The sequence below is a fragment of the Dokdonia ponticola genome (assembly GCF_042653865.1).
GTDB lineage: Bacteria > Bacteroidota > Bacteroidia > Flavobacteriales > Flavobacteriaceae > Dokdonia > Dokdonia ponticola.
Map to the genome: position 1 here is coordinate 306,985 of NZ_JBHSFV010000001.1, position 20,243 is coordinate 327,227.

Here is a 20,243-nt window from a genome sequence, read left to right on the forward strand (position 1 = left end):
TTGATGGTCCGCTTTCGCGAAAGCGTACTCCATAAGAATACACTTTCGCTTAGGGTATATCAAACTACTCTTCTAGACGAATGTCTAGTCCTAGTCCTTTAAGCTCGTGCATCAATACGTTGAACGATTCTGGTAAACCTGGCTCTGGCATAGGCTCTCCTTTTACGATACTTTCGTATGTTTTTGCTCTTCCTATTACATCATCAGACTTCACGGTTAAGATTTCACGTAAAGTAGCAGAAGCTCCATAAGCCTCTAATGCCCAAACTTCCATCTCTCCAAAACGTTGCCCTCCAAACTGCGCCTTACCTCCAAGAGGTTGTTGCGTAATAAGAGAGTATGGTCCGATAGAACGCGCGTCCATCTTATCATCTACCATGTGTCCTAGCTTTAACATATAAATCACACCTACAGTTGCTGGCTGATCAAAACGATCTCCAGTACCACCGTCATATAAATACGTATGTCCAAAACGTGGAATTCCAGCTTCATCTGTTAAGGCATTGATCTCATCTAGGGTAGCTCCATCAAAAATTGGTGTTGCATACGTTTTTCCTAATTTCTGACCTGCCCATCCAAGTACGGTCTCGTAGATTTGTCCGATGTTCATACGAGAAGGTACCCCAAGTGGATTCAATACGATATCTACCGGTGTTCCATCTTCTAAGAACGGCATATCTTCCTGACGTACGATACGAGCAACAATACCTTTGTTACCGTGACGTCCCGCCATCTTATCTCCTACTTTAAGTTTACGCTTTTTAGCAATGTATACTTTAGCAAGTTTGATAATTCCTGAAGGAAGCTCATCTCCTACTGAGATCGTAAATTTCTCACGACGAAGATTTCCTTGAAGATCATTTTCTTTAATCTTATAATTGTGAAGTAAATCTGCGATAAGTGCATTGGTTGCATCATCTGTAGTCCAAACACCTTGGGTAAGGTGCGTGTAATCTTCTACAGAATTTAACATCTTTAGGGTGTATTTTTTACCTTTTGGAAGGACTTCTTCCCCTAGGTCGTTCATAACACCTTGTGCAGTTTTACCGTTGACAAGCTTAAATAATTTTTCGATTAATGTAGCTTGTAATTCGTCAAACTTCACATCGTACTGATCTTCAAGCTTCGCAATATCTTCTTTATCTTTTGCTCTCTTACGTTTATCTTTTATAGCTCTTGCAAATAACTTTTTGTTAATTACAACTCCATGTAAAGAAGGAGACGCTTTTAGAGATGCATCTTTTACATCACCTGCTTTATCTCCAAAGATGGCACGAAGTAACTTTTCTTCTGGTGTAGGGTCAGATTCTCCTTTTGGTGTAATCTTACCTATTAATATATCTCCAGGTTTTACTTCGGCTCCAATACGGATCATTCCGTTTTCATCAAGGTCTTTTGTAGCCTCTTCAGAAACATTAGGAATATCATTAGTTAACTCTTCATTACCTAATTTTGTATCACGCACGTCAAGAGAATATTCATCAATGTGAATCGATGTAAAAATATCATTACGTACTACTTTTTCTGAGATCACAATCGCATCCTCAAAGTTATACCCTTTCCAAGGCATAAAGGCTACTTTCATGTTACGTCCTAAAGCAAGCTCTCCGTTTTCTGTAGCATATCCTTGAGATAATACTTGACCTTTATATACACGATCTCCTTTACGCACAATTGGCTTCAAGTTGATACTTGTACTTTGGTTAGTCTTACGGAATTTAATGAGATTGTATGATTTGATATCATCATCAAAACTTACAAGACGCTCATCATCTGTACGATCATATTTAATGTCAATTCTATTAGCATCCACATACTCAACAGTACCTGCTCCTTCTGCGTTAATTAATACACGAGAGTCTGTAGCTACTTGTCTTTCTAGTCCTGTTCCTACAATAGGAGCAGATGCTCTTAATAAAGGTACTGCCTGACGCATCATGTTTGATCCCATCAATGCACGGTTTGCATCATCATGCTCCAAGAATGGAATTAACGATGCTGAAATAGATGCAATTTGATTAGGAGATACATCTGCATAATGTACTTCGGTTTTTTCCACTACTGGGAAATCCCCTTCCATACGGGCAATTACTTTATCTAATTCAATAGTACCGTCATCTGTCATAGGATTGTTTGCTTGCGCAATCAACATTCCCTCTTCTTCCTCAGCACTTAAGTATCTTGGTTCAGAAACTAAATCTATTTTTCCATTTTCTACTTTACGATATGGCGTCTCGATGAATCCCATACTGTTCACTTTTGCATATACAGAAAGTGAAGAAATCAGACCAATGTTTGGTCCTTCTGGTGTTTCAATAGGACATAAACGTCCGTAGTGTGTATAATGTACATCACGCACCTCAAATCCTGCACGCTCACGAGATAAACCTCCTGGTCCTAATGCAGATAAACGACGTTTGTGTGTAATCTCAGCTAGTGGATTGGTTTGATCCATAAACTGTGATAATTGGTTGGTTCCAAAGAATGAATTAATCACAGAAGACAAGGTCTTTGCGTTAATCAAATCTATAGGAGTAAACACTTCATTATCACGAACGTTCATACGCTCTCTAATGGTACGAGCCATACGCGCAAGACCTACACCAAATTGTGCAGATAATTGCTCTCCTACGGTACGTACACGTCTGTTAGAAAGGTGATCAATATCATCAATTTCTGCTTTTGAGTTAATTAACTCAATAAGATACTTGATGATAGTAATGATATCTTCTTTTGTAAGCACTTGCTTATCCATATCGATATCAAGTCCTAACTTTTTGTTCATTCTGTAACGACCAACTTCACCTAAGTTATAACGTTGATCTGAGAAGAATAATTTGTCAATGATACCTCGTGCAGTTTCCTCATCTGGCGGCTCTGCGTTACGTAATTGACGGTATATGTGTTCTACAGCCTCTTTCTCTGAGTTTGTAGGGTCTTTTTGAAGCGTATTATGTATGATCGCATAATCTGCTTGCTGATTGTCTTCTTTATGTAAAAGGATTGTTTTTGCTCCTGCTTCTACAATTTCTTCTACGTGCTCTTTCTCTAAAATCGTATCACGATCTAAAACGATCTCATTACGCTCTATAGAAACAACCTCTCCTGTATCTTCATCAACAAAATCTTCATGCCATGTATTTAATACACGTGCAGCAAGCTTTCGTCCTAAATATTTTTTGAGGCCTGTTTTAGAAACTTTAACCTCTTCTGCAAGATCAAAAATTTCAAGGATATCTTTATCTCTTTCAAAACCAATAGCACGGAAGAGTGTTGTTACAGGTAATTTTTTCTTACGATCAATATATGCATACATTACACTATTGATATCTGTAGCAAACTCAATCCAAGACCCTTTAAAAGGAATTACTCTGGCAGAATAAAGCTTTGTTCCATTAGCATGGAAAGATTGTCCAAAAAATACGCCTGGTGAACGGTGTAATTGAGAAACTACAACACGCTCTGCTCCATTAATAACAAATGTACCACTAGGAGTCATGTAAGGAATCGTACCTAAATACACATCTTGTACTATGGTTTCAAAGTCTTCATGCTCTTCATCTGTACAATATAATTTTAGACGTGCTTTTAAAGGCACACTGTAGGTAAGACCTCTTTCAATACATTCCTGTATTGAATATCTTGGAGGATCTACGAAATAGTCTAGAAATTCTAGTACAAAGTTATTACGGGTATCTGTAATAGGGAAGTTCTCAAGGAAAGTATTATAAAGCCCTTCATCACCTCTTTCATCTGGTTTTGTTTCCAGCTGGAAGAAATCTTGAAAGGATTTAACTTGAATATCCAAAAAGTCTGGATAGTCAGGTCTATTCTTTACTGATGAGAAACTAATTCTTTCTGCTTGTTTTGCATCTTGCATCATCAACGAACGGAATTTGATTAGAAACTAGATTTACTGTTGGGTAAATCGATTTTTGATTTTAATTTTAAGACATTAAAACCAAGAAAATGTCTTTGTTACAATATCGTAACCTTTATATACGACAAATGGTTTAGGTCAAATTACGCTTTCGCGAAAGCATAACTAACCTAAACCCTATATGTCTTTATTATAAGAGCTTACTTAAGCTCAACTTCAGCTCCTGCCTCTTCTAATTGTGCTTTAAGTGCTTCAGCTTCATCTTTAGCTACACCTTCTTTGATTGGAGATGGAGCGTTGTCAACTAATTCTTTTGCATCTTTAAGACCAGCACCAGTTAATTCTTTAACTAGTTTTACTACTGCTAATTTAGAAGCACCAGCTGCTTTAAGGATTACATCAAATTCTGTTTGAGCATCACCTCCGTCTGCATCAGCAGCAGGACCAGCTTGCATTACTGCAGCAGCAGCAGCAGGCTCAATACCATACTCATCTTTTAATATACCAGCTAACTCATTTACTTCTTTTACCGTAAGGTTAACTAATTGTTCTGCGAATTCTTTTAAATCTGCCATTTTCTATCGTTTTTAAAAAATAATCTTAATTATATAATTGTTAATAGTGCGTACTGCTTAACCTTCCTTTTCAGAAAGGGTTTTGATAATACCAGCGATGGTGCTTCCTCCTGATTTAAGAGCGCTAATAACGTTCTTAGCAGGCGACTGAAGTAATCCAACGATTTCTCCAATAAGCTCTTCTTTCGACTTGATATCTACCAGTGCATCTAGTTGGTCATCTCCAACATAGATTGCTTCTTCTATAAATGCTCCTTTTAATATTGGGCGATCAGCTTTCTTACGAAATTCTTTGATCACTTTCGCTGGGGCATTACCCGTCTCAGATAACATGATTGCAGTGTTTCCTTTTAATACTTCTGGAAGTTCTGCAAAGTCTTTATCTGATGCATCCATTGCTTTAGAAAGCAATGTGTTCTTAACTACTGCTAATTTAATTCCTGCTTTAAAACAAGCGCGACGCAATTTAGATGTGTTATCTGCATTTAATCCAGATATATCAGCTAAATAAATATGAGCACTGCTTGCTAACTGCGTAGTTAAATCTTCTATTACTACTGATTTTTCTTCTCTTGTCATAATTTCTAATTTAACTAGCGTAAGATTTAGAATCTACTTCAACACCAGGGCTCATTGTACTTGATAAAAAGATACTCTTTATGTACACCCCTTTTGCTGTTGTAGGCTTCAATTTTACTAATGTAGTCAGTAATTCTTTTGCATTACCTGCAATTTTATCTGCATCAAAAGATGCCTTTCCAACAGATGCGTGAACAATACCAGTTTTGTCAACTTTAAAGTCGATTTTACCCGCTTTCACGTCTGAAACTGCTTTTGCGATATCCATTGTTACTGTACCTGTCTTTGGGTTAGGCATTAAACCACGTGGTCCTAAGACACGTCCTAATGGTCCTAATTTACCCATAACACTTGGCATTGTAATAATTACATCTACATCAGTCCATCCACCTTTGATTTTGTCAAGGTATTCATCAAGACCCACATAATCTGCACCTGCCTCTTTTGCTTCTGCCTCTTTATCTGGAGTAACAAGTGCGAGCACTTTTACATCCTTCCCAGTACCGTGTGGTAGTGTAACTACACCACGAACCATCTGGTTTGCTTTACGAGGGTCTACATTAAGACGTACAGCAATATCTACGGAAGCATCGAAATTTACGTTGCTTACTTCTTTTATTAAAGCAGAAGCATCAGCAAGAGTATACGCTTTACCAGCCTCAATCTTAGCTTGATTTTCTTTTTGCTTTTTTGTTAATTTTGCCATTTTAATTTTCTTTTTGGATGTTAAGCTGGAGCATCTCCACCTTTAACCGTGATACCCATTGATCTTGCAGTACCAGCTACCATTTTCATAGCGCTTTCTATAGTAAATGCATTTAAATCGGGCATTTTATCTTCTGCAATAGCTTTTACTTGATCCCAAGTAACTTTTGCAACTTTTTTACGGTTAGGCTCACCTGAACCACCTTTTACTTTAGCTGCTTCCATTAATTGAACTGCTGCTGGTGGAGTTTTAATCACAAAGTCAAAAGACTTGTCTCCATAAACAGTAATAACAACAGGAAGCACTTTACCAGCTTTATCTTGTGTTCTAGCATTAAATTGCTTACAGAACTCCATGATGTTAACGCCGGCTGCACCTAAAGCAGGTCCTACTGGTGGAGAAGGGTTTGCAGCGCCTCCTCGTACTTGTAACTTTACAACCTTACTTACTTCTTTTGCCATTTTTCAAAATTTAACTTTGACTTGTTCTGAGAGTTGGAAGCAATAGAACAAAATCCAAAATATATTAATGTAACACTTATTTATTTATACTTTTTCAACTTGCATGTAGCTCAACTCTAATGGTGTCTTTCTTCCGAAAATCTTTACCATTACCTCTAGCTTACGTTTTTCCTCATTCACTTTTTCTACAGTTCCATTAAATCCATTAAATGGACCGTCTATCACCTTAATCGTTTCACCAACAGTGAAAGGAATCGCAACGTTGTCTTGTTTTACTGATAATTCATCTACTTTACCAAGCATACGATTTACCTCTGACTTACGGAGTGGCACAGGATCTCCACCTTTTACCTCTCCTAAAAACCCAATCACACCATTTATCGATTTGATAATGTGAGGAATCTCTCCTCCTAAATGAGCTTTTACCATAATGTAACCAGGAAAATAAACTCTTTCTTTATTTATTTTCTTACCATTACGGATTTGTATTACTTTTTCAGTAGGAACTAAAACTTCTTCTATATAGTCTTCAAGGTTTAATCTTCCGATTTCTTGTTCTATATAAGCTTTAATTTTATTTTCTTGACCACTAACGGCCCTTACTACATACCAATCTTTGGTGTTGTTTGTCTTAGCCATAGTTATAAAATTAAGCACCTACTATTTTTTCAAAATACAGCTTAATCACGTTACTAAAAACAGAATCAACACCCCAAACTGCTAAAGAGAATATAATTGAAAAAACAGCAACTACTACCATAAGACGTTGCGCTTCCGCTAACGGAGTCCACGTCACATGATTCTTTAACTCGTTGTACGATTCTTGTACGTAATTTATAAATCCAGCCATAATTTTTTATTCTTATGATTTTGAAGAATACCCCAACTCACATTGAAGCATCTTATTTTTTTGTAATCAAATAAGCAATATGTTACAACAACATCCTACTTGTTTATGCACGGGTTGAGAGACTCGAACTCCCGACACCTGGTTTTGGAGACCAGTGCTCTACCAACTGAGCTAAACCCGTAAATATTCAAAAGACATTAACTAAGAGGTCTTTTAAACAAAAGTCAAGGCGTCCCGAATAATCGGAACACCTTTACTTTTATAAATTCATTTATAGACTTAGTCTAGGATCTCAGTTACCTGACCTGCTCCTACTGTTCTACCTCCTTCACGGATAGCAAAACGAAGACCTAAGTTTAATGCGATAGGCTGAATAAGCTCAACAGTAATTGTTAAGTTATCTCCAGGCATAACCATTTCAACTCCTTCTGGAAGTGCAATGTTACCAGTTACATCAGTTGTACGTACGTAAAACTGCGGACGGTAGTTGTTATGGAATGGAGTGTGACGCCCACCTTCTTCTTTTTTAAGGATATAAACCTCTGCTTTGAAGTTTTTATGTGGAGTTACAGATCCTGGCTTAGTGATTACCATACCACGAGAAATTTGAGTCTTCTCAATACCTCTTAATAAAATACCTGCATTATCTCCAGCTTCACCTCTATCTAATATTTTACGGAACATCTCAATACCAGTAATCGTAGAAGTCAATTTCTCAGCTCCCATTCCGATGATCTCAACAGGATCTCCAGTTTTTGCAACTCCAGTCTCAATACGACCTGTAGCAACAGTACCACGACCAGTAATAGAGAATACATCTTCGATAGGCATTAAGAAATCTTTGTCAGTATCACGAAGTGGCTCTTCAATCCACTCATCTACAGCATTCATAAGCTCCATAACTGTATCAACCCACTTCTGCTCTCCATTAAGAGCCCCAAGAGCTGAACCAGCTATAACTGGACCATTATCTCCATCATACTCGTAGAAAGAAAGAAGTTCTCTGATTTCCATCTCTACTAATTCAAGTAATTCTTCGTCATCTACCATATCCACTTTATTCATGAATACAACAATACGAGGAATACCTACCTGACGTCCAAGAAGGATATGCTCACGTGTTTGTGGCATAGGACCATCTGTAGCAGCAACCACAAGAATAGCTCCATCCATTTGAGCAGCTCCTGTTACCATGTTCTTTACGTAATCGGCGTGACCTGGACAGTCAACGTGTGCGTAGTGACGGTTTGCAGTTGAATACTCAACGTGTGAAGTATTAATAGTAATACCTCTTTCTTTTTCTTCAGGAGCGTTATCGATAGAATCGAATGATCTCATTTCTGATAAACCTGCGTTTGCAAGTACTGTAGTGATCGCAGCAGTAAGTGTAGTTTTACCGTGATCTACGTGCCCAATTGTACCGATATTTAAGTGCGGCTTCGAGCGGTCAAAAGTTTCCTTTGCCATGATTTAATATTTAATCTTAGTTATTATTAGTGTTTATTCTTTTTGATCTTTTTTGTCTTTTGATTAAACACAAAAGAGAGTATGACCAGCACTCTTATTTTTCTTTAATTGAGCCAACGACGGGATTTGAACCCGTGGCCTCTTCCTTACCAAGGAAACGCTCTACCCCTGAGCTACGTCGGCTGGTTTACGCTTTCGCGAAAGCTCAATACCCAAAGGTACCTAAGAGCGGGAGACCGGGTTCGAACCGGCGACATTCAGCTTGGAAGGCTGACGCTCTACCAACTGAGCTACTCCCGCATTTATTAATACTATATATAGTATCAAAAGGTATTTAACAATATTTCAAAACATATCACCATCTAGTGATATAAAAAATTTCAAGTAAAAACTGTATCAATTTTTACTTGAAAATAATGTTGTGGGGAGAGCAGGATTCGAACCTGCGAAGTTAAAAACAACGGAGTTACAGTCCGTCCTCGTTGGCCGCTTGAGTATCTCCCCTTTTATCAATTTTTTCGGATGCAAAAGTATGCATTTAAAATCGATTATAAACAATAATTTTAAAGAACTTTTCTTTTTAATTTAAAGAGCCGATGGAGGGACTTACTTCGACTACGCTCAGCATAAACTTCTCGCCCCAAATGAATTTTGCTTCATAAAGAAACAACATCCAAATTCTAACACTTTATTTCAAAATTTAAAGAGCCGATGGAGGGACTTACTTCGACTACGCTCAGCATAAACTTCTCGCCCCAGTACTAATTGAATATCCTTATTTAAGGACATAAATTAACACAATCCAACATTTCAATTTTAAAGAGCCGATGGAGGGACTCGAACCCACGACCTGCTGATTACAAATCAGCTGCTCTAGCCAGCTGAGCTACATCGGCTTTTTACTTCATTGACGCCTTTCGAAAGACATAAAAAAAGTCCGTTATTTCTAACGGACTGCAAATGTAGACAATTTTAATATCTAACAAAACTTTTTATTTATTTTTTTTACGCTGTATGTGCTCTTATTTTTTCTTTTCTTTTCAAAAGCACTCTTTCTAGGGATTGCACACAGAGGTCAACTCCTTCTTCAAATGATTTTGAGTTCTTTTTTATAATAAACTCATCTCCTGGTACACTTATTAGTATTTCTACAATTTTATTTTGAGGTTTATTATTAGGCTCCAACTTTAAAAACACATCAGCATGTATTATTTTATCATAAAACTGCTCTAACTTATTTAACTTCTTTTGGATAAACTCAATCAACTTTACATCTGGATCAAATTGTGGGGCTTCAATAATTACTTTCATATGCCACTATATTTTAAGGGTTAGAACTCTGATGGAATTACCACCATTATTTCGGCAAACAATCATCATTTTTTATTACGAGGATGTGCACTGGTATAGACATTACGTAATGTTTTAATACTATTATGTGTATAGACTTGCGTAGAAGCAAGACTTGCATGACCTAATAAATCTTTTACGGTATTCAAATCTGCTCCTTGATTAAGCAAATGTGTTGCAAAAGAATGTCTAATAATATGTGGACTCTTTTTGATTTTGTTTGACGTCTTACTAAAATACTGATTTATTATTCTATAAACAAGCGTATCATATAATTTAATCCCTTTCTTGGTAATCAATAAAGGAGATCCCGCAGATCGTAGCGCAACCTCATCTCTCTTAACCAAATATTTACTTATCGTTTCACAAATATTTGGCAACAAAGGCATGATACGCTCTTTATTACGCTTCCCTATGACCCGTATTGTTTTTTGAGACAGATCCACACTTCCTATCGTAAGATTAATAAGCTCTGCACGCCGCATTCCAGTTCCATATAATAATTCCAAAATCAAAAGATCCCTGAGGGATTCAAAATCATCAGAAAAAGAAATCAGATCAAACGTCTCTGAAACTTCATTTTCTGAAAAAGGGATTTGGAGTTTTTTAGCAGTTTTAAGCGCTTTGTGCTTTACCAAAGGCGTCACATCTATCACTTCTATTTTTACTAAGAATTTATAAAACGCCTTAAGTGAAGACACTTTCCTATTCACAGTTCTATTAGAAATTCCCGAATCTACAAGCGTCACAATCCAACTCCTGATCTGAGCATAGTGAATGGCCTCTAAATTTGTTTGATCATAGTTCGCTTTCGCGAAAGCGGAAAAAGCCTCAATATCTCTTTTATATGCAAGAACCGTATGAGAACTGTAGTTCTTTTCTAGCGCAAGATATTCTGTGAAAGCATTGAGATACATAATTTACCGAAAAACATTAGTTAACTAAAAAATAATACACCCCAAAACTGACTTTAGAATCAAAAAATTGATCCAACAGGGAGGTATTAAATCACAGATCCCGCTGAAAAAGCGGGATTAGATTAATACCATTTACCAATTGAATTTACTGTAATAAAACACCCTTTTTTCCTTTCTATTTCACAAGAAAAAAGAAACCGTAGCTTAGGCTATGCTTTAGTTTTCTCTCTCATATAAAGAAAAAAATCATCGTTTTCTTTTCCGGTAAATTCAATTAATAACTGGTATAACTAGCTATTTTGAATTCGCCCTTTGGACTTTTCAAAACAGCGTTTCACTAAAAAACCGTTACTTCACAAAGATATACTTTATAAAGTAACGGTTATGTATCTGGAAAGAGAAGTTCTCTTTCTGTTAATCCAGACATCTCATACACGTATGAGTGACGGATACTGTATTGCTAGATATTTTCTTTATCTCTAAGACCTTGAATGTAGGCAGCCTTTTGGATTTCACGTCTTCTGTTTACAGAAGGCTTTGTGAACTGCTTACGCTCCCTTAGGTTACGCATAGTCTTAGTACGATCAAATTTACGCTTGAAACGTTTTAGCGCTCTATCTATATTTTCTCCGTCTTTTACTGGTATAATTAACATAGTGGGACCTCCTTTCTTTAAATTCTTATTCGGTTTTCAGGGTGCAAATATACTACTATTAGTTATTTCTGCAACTTCCTATTCAATTATTTTAAGCTTTTGTTTCTGTTTGTGGCTTGTACTCTTTTTTATCGATGATCATTTTTGCAATAATCTCTCTTAAAATCTCTGAAGTACCACCTCCAATAGGACCTAATCTGCTATCTCTTAAGAGTCTTGCCATTGGATATTCTTCCATATAACCATATCCTCCTAGCATCTGAAGACAGTCATAAATGACCTCATCGGCTATTTTTGTAGCTGTAAGTTTTGACATGGTCGCTTCTTTTACTACATATTCTCCTTTATTAAGGCGATAGGCAATCGCATAGTTAAACGCTTTTGACATCTCTACCTCTGCTTTTCGCTCCGCAATTTTATGTCGTAACGCTTGAAAACGATCTATTGATTGTCCAAAAGCCGTACGTTCTTTCATATACCCTAGTGCATACTCAATAGCAAACTCTGCGCGTGCATGGGCATTGATTCCCATAATTAATCGCTCTGACGCAAAGTGCTGCATGATGTATCCAAAACCTTTATTTTCTTCTCCCATGAGATTTGCCACAGGAATTTTTACGTTATCAAAAGCAATCTCTCCAGTATCTGAAGCTCGCCAACCTAACTTATCCAGTTTTGTAGCCGATACACCAGGGGTGTCACGATCTATCACAAAAATACTCATTCCTTTTCCTCCTAACTCGGGTGCCGTCTTTGCTGCCACCACTAGATAATCTGAGTAAACCCCGTTTGTGATAAATGTTTTAGATCCGTTTATGATATAATGATCACCCTCTTTTACAGCCGTAGTTCTCATCCCCGCAACATCACTCCCTCCAAAAGGTTCTGTAATACAAAGACATCCTATTTTATCGCCAGCAATACTTGGTGCTAGATATTCTGATTTAATGCGCGTATCTCCTTCGGCATTAAGATGTGTCATTGCTAAATAGGCATGTGCCCAAATCGCCGCTGCAAATCCGCCTGAGTTTATTTTTTGAAGTTCTTCAAGAAGGATAACCGTGTAAAAAAAGTCCAATCCCATCCCTCCATATTCTTCAGGATACGCGATTCCAAAAAATCCCATATCTCCGAATTTCTTCCAGATAAATCGATCAATCTTTCCTGTTTCTTCCCATGTTTCTACGTGAGGCACTACTTCTTTTTGAAGAAAATCCTGCAAACTTTCTCTAAATAGATTATGCTCTTCTGTAAAATATAATTCGTTCATCTTTATACGTAAATTTAGACCTAAAATTGCTGATTTGTTAAACAGATTGTTGCCTGTTCTAATCAACAGACAAATATAACTTAATTCTAGCTAATTTATAGTCGGTCATCCCATCTAGTTGGGACAATTCATCAAGCGATTGTATCCCCTCATGAAGGATTCTATAATCTACAATCTCTTTGGCAAGATCAAAATTTAGAAGAGGTATTGTGGATAAATCGGAAGCAGATGCTTTATTTACATTTATAAAAGTAATTACTGGCTTTTCTTTTACGGTATAGTCATTAAGAACCGCACGTTTTTGTTTTGTAGTCACCCCATACACATCATACAATTGATTATCTACCTGATACCCGCCTACTTTTTTAAGATGCCGCATGATCTTATCTGCAGCCACTTCATCGATTCCTTCGACAGCAAGCAAAGCGTTTACTGTAATTTTATTGAGGTCTCGTTTTTGATCGTAAGTTTTCCAAGTTGGCTTAGACGAATATTTTTTCTTAGGCTTGGGATTGGTCACCCAATCTGGGAATTTAAAATAAGGAGAAATGATTGCTAGTAAAGAGTCAGAGACGTGAGTCACTTTCTTAAAATCTGACGTGGAGTTAATCCATTGTCCGCTTTCGCGAAAGCGGTGCAAGCGATCCACCTCTTCAACACTCATTCCTAAGGTATATCCTTTATGATCTGTAATGTAATTGGGGTTGAATGGATATCGTTTGGGTTTCCTGTTTTCTGTGGCAACACGTTTTAAAGAGTCTATCTGCTTTTGAAACATCTTAACTTCGTGCTGCTCTTCTTTGGAGATGGCTACATCATATGGCGGCTCATACCAAACGGAGATACTGATCAGAAAAATAATGAGACCTATAAATACCAAAATCCCACTTCTTTTTTGTCTGTCATAAAAGAAGTGGGATTTTAAATTTTTCATATATAAAATTACTATGCGGCTTTACGTGCTTTTATTGCAGCCATGTATTTATTAAATTCTTCTTTTACTTTCGGAGCTAAAATCACGATACCGACCATATTTGGAACCATCATCGCAAAAATCATAGCGTCTGAGAACCCAATAACTGATCCTAAACTTGCTGCTGCTCCAATGATAACAAAAATACAGAAGATAAATTTATATAAGTATTCCATCTTTTTTGAACGTCCAAAAAGGTATGCCCATCCTTGGAATCCATAATAAGACCAAGAGATCATCGTAGAGAATGCAAATAATACTACGGCTACAGTAAGAACATAAGGGAACCAAGAAATAGCAGATTCAAAGGCTCCTGAAGTTAGTAAAATTGCTTGTGCATCATTTAAAGTAGAATTCTCAGCCGCTACATTACCCGTAATGATTAATACTAAAGCAGTCATTGTACATACAACAACTGTATCAATAAATGGCTCTAACAAGGCAACTAATCCTTCACTAGCAGCATACTTTGTTTTTACCGCAGAATGCGCAATAGAAGCAGAACCAACACCTGCCTCATTTGAGAAAGCTGCTCTTCTGAAACCTTGTACAAGAACTCCAACCGCTCCACCTGCAATTCCTACTGGACTAAAAGCACCATTAAAAATTTGCATAAACGCATCACCTACCATATTAAAGTTTACAAAAATAACAAAGAGAGAAGCGGCAACATATATTACCACCATAAAAGGAACAATCTTATCTGTTACCTTAGCAATCTTTTTGATACCCCCTATAATAACGATCCCTACAAGTATAGCCATCACAAGACCAAATAACCATCCTTTTCCATGAATAAAAGACTCGCTTCCGCCTGTAATGTTTTCTACCAGTTGGAAAGCTTGATTTACCTGGAACATATTTCCACCCCCAAAAGAACCTCCAATAACAAAAATAGCAAAAAGGGCTGCTAAGACTTTACCTAACCCTCCCAATCCTTTTAATTTCAATCCTTTAGTTAAGTAATACATCGGCCCTCCATACACAGTACCGTCTGCCTCAATATCTCTATACTTAACACCTAGCGTACATTCTACAAACTTAGAAGCCATACCAAGTAACCCTGCTATAATCATCCAAAAAGTCGCTCCTGCACCTCCAATAGATACTGCGATGGCAACTCCAGCAATATTACCCAAACCTACGGTCGCAGATAATGCAGCAGTAAGTGCCTGAAAGTGACTTACCTCTCCTTCATGCCCTTCGACTGCAATAGTCTCTATAGCATCACCTCCTGGTGTAGAGTCTCCTGCCATCACCATGGATTCATGATGATCTAAATCATCATACTTTCCCCTTACAATATTAATCGAGGTCCAAAATCCTGTAAAATTTATAAACTTAAAATAAATTGTAAAAAACAATGCTCCCAATATTAGGGGGAATAAAACCCAAAATATTCTGACATCTTCACTAAATGGAATTTGATAGAAAATAAAGTTAACAAACCAACCTGTAGCGTCGCCAAAAGCTTCGTCTATTTTTTGATCTATTCCTTTTTCTGTTACTTCTTGAGCAAAAGATAAGAAAGGCATTAAAATAGTTGCAAGTGAAAGAAGATATTTCTTCATCATTTAATATATGTTAGGTTATTATTAAATCGAGTAGCAATATGCGAAAAAAAGCACCTTAATCAAAGAAATGATTCTTAAAAATCGATAGTGATTATGAAATTCCAAAAACCTGATGTAGGTTTATGATTTGTTCTGGACGTCCAATCACAATAAGTTTTGAATCTTTTCTTAAAATTAAATCAGCACCTGGATTTACGATATACTTACCCTCTGGCGATTTGTACCCTATAATGGTACATCCTGTTTTATAACGAAAATCTATTTCTTTAATACTCACTTCTTGCCCGTTTGGACATACTTTCTCAAAACCAATTTCTTCTACATTAATTGAATCTTCTTCGCCTACTACAGAAAGATTGTCTAGAAATTCTATCAAATCAGGCACGACAACCAAGGACGCCATGTGATCGCCTCCTATTCGATTAGGCATAATCACATTATCTGCTCCTGCTAGTTTTAATTTTTTCTGAGAGGTTTCATACTCCGCCCGACTTATAATTTTAAGATTTTTATTAAGTTGTCTTGCACTCAAAACCACAAAGAGATTATCTGCATCATCTGGTAATGCAGAAATAAGGGTGCTTGCGCGCTCTACTCCCGCATTGATGAGTATCTCATCTTCATTAGCGTTCCCCTTAATAAATAGCGTCTGAGAATCTGCGTAACGCTCTATCACCTCATCATCCATATCTATCACAATAAAAGCTTTATTGTACGCTCTCAGCTTTTCAACCGCCTGTTGACCATTACGTCCATAGCCACAGACAATAATATGATTTGATAATTCATCTATTTGTTTTTGCACTTTTTTAAGTTTTAAAGTATCATATGTATTTCTACTTATAATGTATTCTGTAATGACCGAAATAGCAAAACCCACGATAACAACACTACACAATATAAGAATCACCGTAAATAACTTGGCTTCAGGTGTAAGAGGGTTTACTTCTCCAAAGCCCACAGTTGTGACCGTAATCACCGTCATGTACAAAGCATCTACCCATCCATATCCGGCAATGAATTTATAGCCGAGCACACCTACAAGAAGTGTGCATACTACAAGCGTGACTGCAGCGTATATTTTACTTCTGAAAAAATCAAATATACCTTTCATAAATCAAAGACAGAAGTTCGTTTTGTATATACCAAATCCTTAAGTTTTAACAAAAAAGCAGAGGTGAGATATAATGCAAAACCAGCACCTAGTGTTGCAAAAGATATGTATATAAAGAATAACCGCACATTCTTTGCTCGCATCCCTAACCTATCTGCTAGTCGAGAAGAAACATAAAATCCATGCTTCTCAAAATAATGCCTGATTTTATAAACGAATTTTAACATCTCTGCAAAATACAAAAGTATCTCTATATAAGGTAGAAGTTTTATAGGATAATACACATCTATGATGTATTTTTAAATAAAAAATTATGTTTGGACTTTTTGGAAAAAAATCACCCTTAGAAAAATTACAAAAACAACACAAAAAAGTGTTAGAAGACGCTTTCAAGCTCTCAAAAACAAATCGCTCCGAAAGCGATGCTTTGTACGCAAAGGCTGCCGAACTAGAAAAAGAGATCGCGGCACTTTCTGTTAATAAATAAATAAGAAATCTTTTCAGTAGTAGGCTGTTTTTGAAATCCCTATTTTATATTTGCCACTATGGAACATTTCATCGTATCTGCTAGAAAATACCGCCCTCAAACGTTTAAAGACGTTGTGGGTCAGCAGGCTATTACCAATACGCTTGAAAACGCCATTGCTAATGATCACCTCGCACAAGCACTCCTTTTTTGTGGTCCGCGTGGAGTTGGTAAAACAAGCTGCGCTCGAATTCTTGCAAAACGAATTAATCAAGACGAAAACACGCGTCTCGATGAAGATTTTGCCTTTAATATTTTTGAATTAGATGCAGCCTCCAATAACTCGGTAGATGATATTAGAAATCTAATCGATCAAGTTAGAATCCCGCCACAAGTAGGTACCTATAAAGTATATATCATAGATGAGGTACACATGCTATCACAAGCAGCTTTTAATGCGTTCTTAAAGACATTAGAAGAGCCTCCTAAGCATGCAATTTTTATACTCGCCACGACAGAAAAGCATAAAATCATACCCACTATCTTATCTCGCTGTCAGATTTTTGATTTTAAAAGAATCACCGTCACCGATGCGAGAAAGCACTTGGTACAAATTGCACAAGAAGAGGGCATCGAAGCAGATGAGGAGGCATTGCATATTATTGCCCAAAAGGCTGATGGAGCCATGCGAGATGCGCTGTCTATCTTTGATAGAGTCGTGAGTTTTAGTGGTAAAACGCTTTCGCGAAAAGCGGTCACAGAAAACTTAAATGTTTTAGATTACGAAACCTACTTTACAGCCACCAGTTTTATTTTAAAAAATGATATCCCACAATTATTATTACAATTCAATGATATTCTCTCTAGAGGGTTTGATGGACATCATTTTATCGCAGGACTTGCCTCGCACTTTAGAGACTTAATGGTTTGTAAAAACCCACCTACCATTCATCTTCTAGAAGTTGGAAACGAAACCAAAAAGAAATACTACGAGCAATCACAAAAAACAGAAATGCCTTTCTTGCTAAAAGCCATTGAAATGGCAAATAGCTGTGACCTCACCTATAAAACAAGCCGTAACCAACGATTACTTGTCGAACTTTGCCTTATGCAGCTTGCCTCTATCACGTATGATGGAGAAAAAAAAAATGACACACCTTTCATAATCCCTCCGTCATTTTATAAATTATCCTCAGAAAGCGCTCAAAAAGTAGATAGAACATTAAAAGCTACGGCGACTATCGAGAAAGAATCTCCTACAGTTGTACAAAACCAAACTCAAGACAAAAATACAGCACCCACAACCGAAACGGTAAAACAATCTGCTCAGTCACAACCTATAACTCAGGAACAACCCACTCAGATAGCCACTCAACCAATTACTCAAACTCCAAAACTAGAGAACACAGTTACGACTCCACAACCCAACATCTCGATTTCTAAAGAGCGAATTTCTGGATTATCTCTAAAAGGATTGCAGCGTAAAAAGGAGTTAGAAGAAAAACGGAAACATCAAAAAGTAGATGTCACTAATTTACCTAAAGAGCCTTTTACAGAAATAGCAATGCAAGCTGTCTGGAAAGAATATGTAGCTAGATTATCCCATCGAGGAGAAAAAATCATTGCTTCCAATCTAGAAGCAGATACTCCCAAACTAAATGGAACGGTTATTACATTAGAATATCCAAATGCCACGATGAAGGTGGAAGTTGAGCGAGCACAAGGACCTTTATTGGAATTTCTTAAACGCAAGCTTAAGAATTATGATATCACTTTAGAGATTATTGTAAATGAAGAGGTGCAACGTAAGTATGCCTATACGCCTCAAGAAAAATATGACAAGCTAAAAGAGCAAAACCCTGATTTAGAAATTCTCAAACGAGTTTTTGATTTAGAATTATAATCTATGGAAGAAAAAGAACCCATACAAATGCTACATCTCAAATTACCCACAGATCCAAGATGGGTAAATATTGTAGAAAAAAATATTGAAGAAATACTTACAGACCATGCGTATTGCGAACAAAAAGCAGCGTCTTCTGCAATTTCTTTTATTATTGGTTTTCCAGAATATTCAGAGTTAGTATCAGAAATGAGTGATCTTGCGCAAGAAGAAATGAGCCATTTCAAAATGGTTCATGATATCATGAGAGAACGTGGTCTTTCACTAGGACGTGAGCGTAAAGATCCTTACGTACATAAACTGCGTTTTTATTTCCCGAAAGGGGGAAATCGTGTAGAAAGTCTTGTCAATAGATTACTGGTTGCAGGTCTGATTGAAGCAAGAAGTTGCGAACGCTTCCGCTTACTCTCTGAAGAGTTGGAAGACAAAAAACTAGCACGCTTTTACAAAAAATTAATGATCAGTGAAGCAGGGCATTATGCCATGTTTTTACGATTTGCACGTCAATATGGAGATCGTAAAGTAGTAGATGCAAAATGGCAAGAATTACTTGAATTTGAAGCGCAAGTCATGAAAGACCTTAGTACCACAGAGACTATTCACGGGTAGAACAAACAATGATAAAAATAACAAAAGCCTCATCATAACGATGAGGCTTTTATTTTATACTGTGTATATTTCTTATAATCGGTATCCAATGCTTATCGTAAAATAACTGTTCTTTCCTGAAGCATTTGTAAGAACATTATCTACATTGGTCTCATTACTACCCGCTATAAAGGTAGGTAATTCAATAGCAGCATCATCTTCAAACACTTCTGAAAATCCTATGGTATAACGGACTTCTGCAAAGAAATTGTCTGTAAATTGATATCCAAGCCCTCCAAATCCAGAAAATTCAAAACTTGAAAAATCTTCAGATTGCTCAAAAGCAGAAACCTTTAATCCCGCCTGAGGCCCTAGATTAATAAATAGTTTATTTAAATTAATTTTAAGAGCTAATGGCAATTGAAGGTATTCATATCGCAATCCTTCAAATTTATTTCCTTGAGAAGAAAACATAAATTCTGGCTGAAAAGCAAGACGCTCACTAAGCGGAATTTCAGCAAAAAAAGTAATAGCAAATCCAAGATTACTGCTCTCTAGTGTATCAAAACCTTCTCTAGGTGTATCACCTGCGGTATTGACAATATCAAAAGAAAAGCTATTAATCTGGCTTATATTGGCTCCTAATTTAAAACCATAGCCTATACCCTGTGCCTGTGATAATGAACAACAAAGCATCACACAAATGCTAAATAATAATGTAATTTTCTTCATAATTTTCAAGTATTGTAATTGTCGTATACAGCGCTAATTTTAGATATAATTCACACGTATTTACAACTAAAGTATTAATCTTCCGAGTGAAAGATACACTCTTTTACGGGTATTATAAAAAAAAATAAAAGAAGGAACCCTATTAATCTTTGAATGTTAAAAAAACATCGACTAATGACCATA

20 protein-coding genes and 5 tRNA genes are annotated in these 20,243 nt (G+C 36.7%); 3 read left to right on the top strand and 22 right to left on the bottom strand.

Features of this window, described 5'->3' with window-relative positions; genetic code table 11:
* Positions 1–64 precede the first annotated feature (64 nt).
* The 21 genes from rpoB to ACFO3O_RS01500 all read right to left on the bottom strand — a co-directional run bounded on the left by rpoB (position 65) and on the right by ACFO3O_RS01500 (position 16,598).
* Entirely contained in the window at positions 65–3,883 is a 3,819-nt protein-coding gene (gene rpoB, locus ACFO3O_RS01400; RefSeq protein ID WP_379976748.1) for a DNA-directed RNA polymerase subunit beta, read from the bottom strand.
* Between the two features lie 197 nt (positions 3,884–4,080).
* The gene (gene rplL, locus ACFO3O_RS01405; RefSeq protein WP_299213053.1) at positions 4,081–4,455 is read right to left on the bottom strand and encodes a 50S ribosomal protein L7/L12; all 375 of its coding nucleotides are present in this window, start codon (positions 4,453–4,455) and stop codon (positions 4,081–4,083) included.
* Positions 4,456–4,512: 57 nt separating this feature from the next.
* Positions 4,513–5,034, bottom strand: coding sequence for a 50S ribosomal protein L10 (gene rplJ, locus ACFO3O_RS01410; protein ID WP_379976749.1), 522 nt, complete (start codon positions 5,032–5,034; stop codon positions 4,513–4,515).
* A 10-nt stretch (positions 5,035–5,044) separates the two neighbouring features.
* Positions 5,045–5,740, bottom strand: coding sequence for a 50S ribosomal protein L1 (rplA, locus tag ACFO3O_RS01415; protein WP_379976750.1), 696 nt, complete (start codon positions 5,738–5,740; stop codon positions 5,045–5,047).
* A gap of 20 nt (positions 5,741–5,760) precedes the next feature.
* Positions 5,761–6,201: a 50S ribosomal protein L11 gene (rplK, locus tag ACFO3O_RS01420; RefSeq protein WP_379976751.1), complete on the bottom strand. Its 441-nt coding sequence runs from the start codon at positions 6,199–6,201 to the stop codon at positions 5,761–5,763.
* 84 nt (positions 6,202–6,285) lie between these two features.
* Positions 6,286–6,840, bottom strand: a complete 555-nt coding sequence (gene nusG / locus ACFO3O_RS01425; protein ID WP_379976752.1) for a transcription termination/antitermination protein NusG — start codon at positions 6,838–6,840, stop codon at positions 6,286–6,288.
* 10 nt (positions 6,841–6,850) lie between these two features.
* Positions 6,851–7,051: a preprotein translocase subunit SecE gene (gene secE, locus ACFO3O_RS01430; RefSeq protein ID WP_379976753.1), complete on the bottom strand. Its 201-nt coding sequence runs from the start codon at positions 7,049–7,051 to the stop codon at positions 6,851–6,853.
* A 108-nt stretch (positions 7,052–7,159) separates the two neighbouring features.
* A tRNA-Trp gene (locus ACFO3O_RS01435) sits at positions 7,160–7,232 on the bottom strand.
* 98 nt (positions 7,233–7,330) lie between these two features.
* Positions 7,331–8,518 (bottom strand): elongation factor Tu, encoded by a 1,188-nt coding sequence (gene tuf, locus ACFO3O_RS01440; RefSeq protein ID WP_379976754.1) that lies wholly within the window; start codon positions 8,516–8,518, stop codon positions 7,331–7,333.
* A gap of 111 nt (positions 8,519–8,629) precedes the next feature.
* Positions 8,630–8,701, bottom strand: a tRNA-Thr gene (locus tag ACFO3O_RS01445).
* 44 nt (positions 8,702–8,745) lie between these two features.
* Positions 8,746–8,818, bottom strand: a tRNA-Gly gene (locus ACFO3O_RS01450).
* Positions 8,819–8,940: 122 nt separating this feature from the next.
* A tRNA-Tyr gene (locus ACFO3O_RS01455) sits at positions 8,941–9,022 on the bottom strand.
* 318 nt (positions 9,023–9,340) lie between these two features.
* Positions 9,341–9,414, bottom strand: a tRNA-Thr gene (locus tag ACFO3O_RS01460).
* 109 nt (positions 9,415–9,523) lie between these two features.
* Positions 9,524–9,829, bottom strand: coding sequence for a ribosome hibernation-promoting factor, HPF/YfiA family (gene hpf / locus ACFO3O_RS01465; protein ID WP_379976755.1), 306 nt, complete (start codon positions 9,827–9,829; stop codon positions 9,524–9,526).
* Positions 9,830–9,894: 65 nt separating this feature from the next.
* Complete coding sequence (locus ACFO3O_RS01470; protein ID WP_379976756.1) at positions 9,895–10,785, bottom strand: tyrosine-type recombinase/integrase; 891 nt, start codon at positions 10,783–10,785, stop codon at positions 9,895–9,897.
* A gap of 460 nt (positions 10,786–11,245) precedes the next feature.
* Positions 11,246–11,440, bottom strand: coding sequence for a 30S ribosomal protein S21 (gene rpsU / locus ACFO3O_RS01475; protein ID WP_379976757.1), 195 nt, complete (start codon positions 11,438–11,440; stop codon positions 11,246–11,248).
* A 91-nt stretch (positions 11,441–11,531) separates the two neighbouring features.
* Positions 11,532–12,710: an acyl-CoA dehydrogenase family protein gene (locus ACFO3O_RS01480; RefSeq protein WP_379976758.1), complete on the bottom strand. Its 1,179-nt coding sequence runs from the start codon at positions 12,708–12,710 to the stop codon at positions 11,532–11,534.
* Positions 12,711–12,768: 58 nt separating this feature from the next.
* Entirely contained in the window at positions 12,769–13,644 is an 876-nt protein-coding gene (locus ACFO3O_RS01485) for a ComEA family DNA-binding protein (protein WP_379976759.1), read from the bottom strand.
* Positions 13,645–13,655: 11 nt separating this feature from the next.
* Positions 13,656–15,254 (bottom strand): alanine/glycine:cation symporter family protein, encoded by a 1,599-nt coding sequence (locus ACFO3O_RS01490; RefSeq protein WP_379977230.1) that lies wholly within the window; start codon positions 15,252–15,254, stop codon positions 13,656–13,658.
* A 94-nt stretch (positions 15,255–15,348) separates the two neighbouring features.
* Positions 15,349–16,371, bottom strand: a complete 1,023-nt coding sequence (locus ACFO3O_RS01495; protein WP_379976760.1) for a potassium channel family protein — start codon at positions 16,369–16,371, stop codon at positions 15,349–15,351.
* Positions 16,368–16,598, bottom strand: a complete 231-nt coding sequence (locus tag ACFO3O_RS01500) for a PspC domain-containing protein (protein WP_379976761.1) — start codon at positions 16,596–16,598, stop codon at positions 16,368–16,370. Before ACFO3O_RS01500 ends, ACFO3O_RS01495 begins: the two co-directional genes overlap by 4 nt.
* An 86-nt stretch (positions 16,599–16,684) precedes the next feature.
* On the opposite strand from ACFO3O_RS01500, the gene ACFO3O_RS01505 reads away from it, so the two are divergent.
* Genes ACFO3O_RS01505 through ACFO3O_RS01515 form a run of 3 tightly spaced genes read left to right on the top strand, consistent with a single transcriptional unit; the run spans position 16,685 to position 19,349 of the window.
* Entirely contained in the window at positions 16,685–16,858 is a 174-nt protein-coding gene (locus ACFO3O_RS01505; protein WP_379976762.1) for a Lacal_2735 family protein, read from the top strand.
* Positions 16,859–16,916: 58 nt separating this feature from the next.
* On the top strand, positions 16,917–18,740 hold the full coding sequence (locus ACFO3O_RS01510) for a DNA polymerase III subunit gamma/tau (RefSeq protein WP_379976763.1): 1,824 nt from the start codon (positions 16,917–16,919) through the stop codon (positions 18,738–18,740).
* Between the two features lie 27 nt (positions 18,741–18,767).
* Entirely contained in the window at positions 18,768–19,349 is a 582-nt protein-coding gene (locus tag ACFO3O_RS01515; RefSeq protein WP_379977231.1) for a MiaE family protein, read from the top strand.
* A gap of 72 nt (positions 19,350–19,421) precedes the next feature.
* Here the strand turns inward: ACFO3O_RS01515 and ACFO3O_RS01520 are convergent, their stop codons facing one another.
* Positions 19,422–20,060: a porin family protein gene (locus ACFO3O_RS01520; RefSeq protein WP_379976764.1), complete on the bottom strand. Its 639-nt coding sequence runs from the start codon at positions 20,058–20,060 to the stop codon at positions 19,422–19,424.
* Positions 20,061–20,243: the final 183 nt, after the last annotated feature.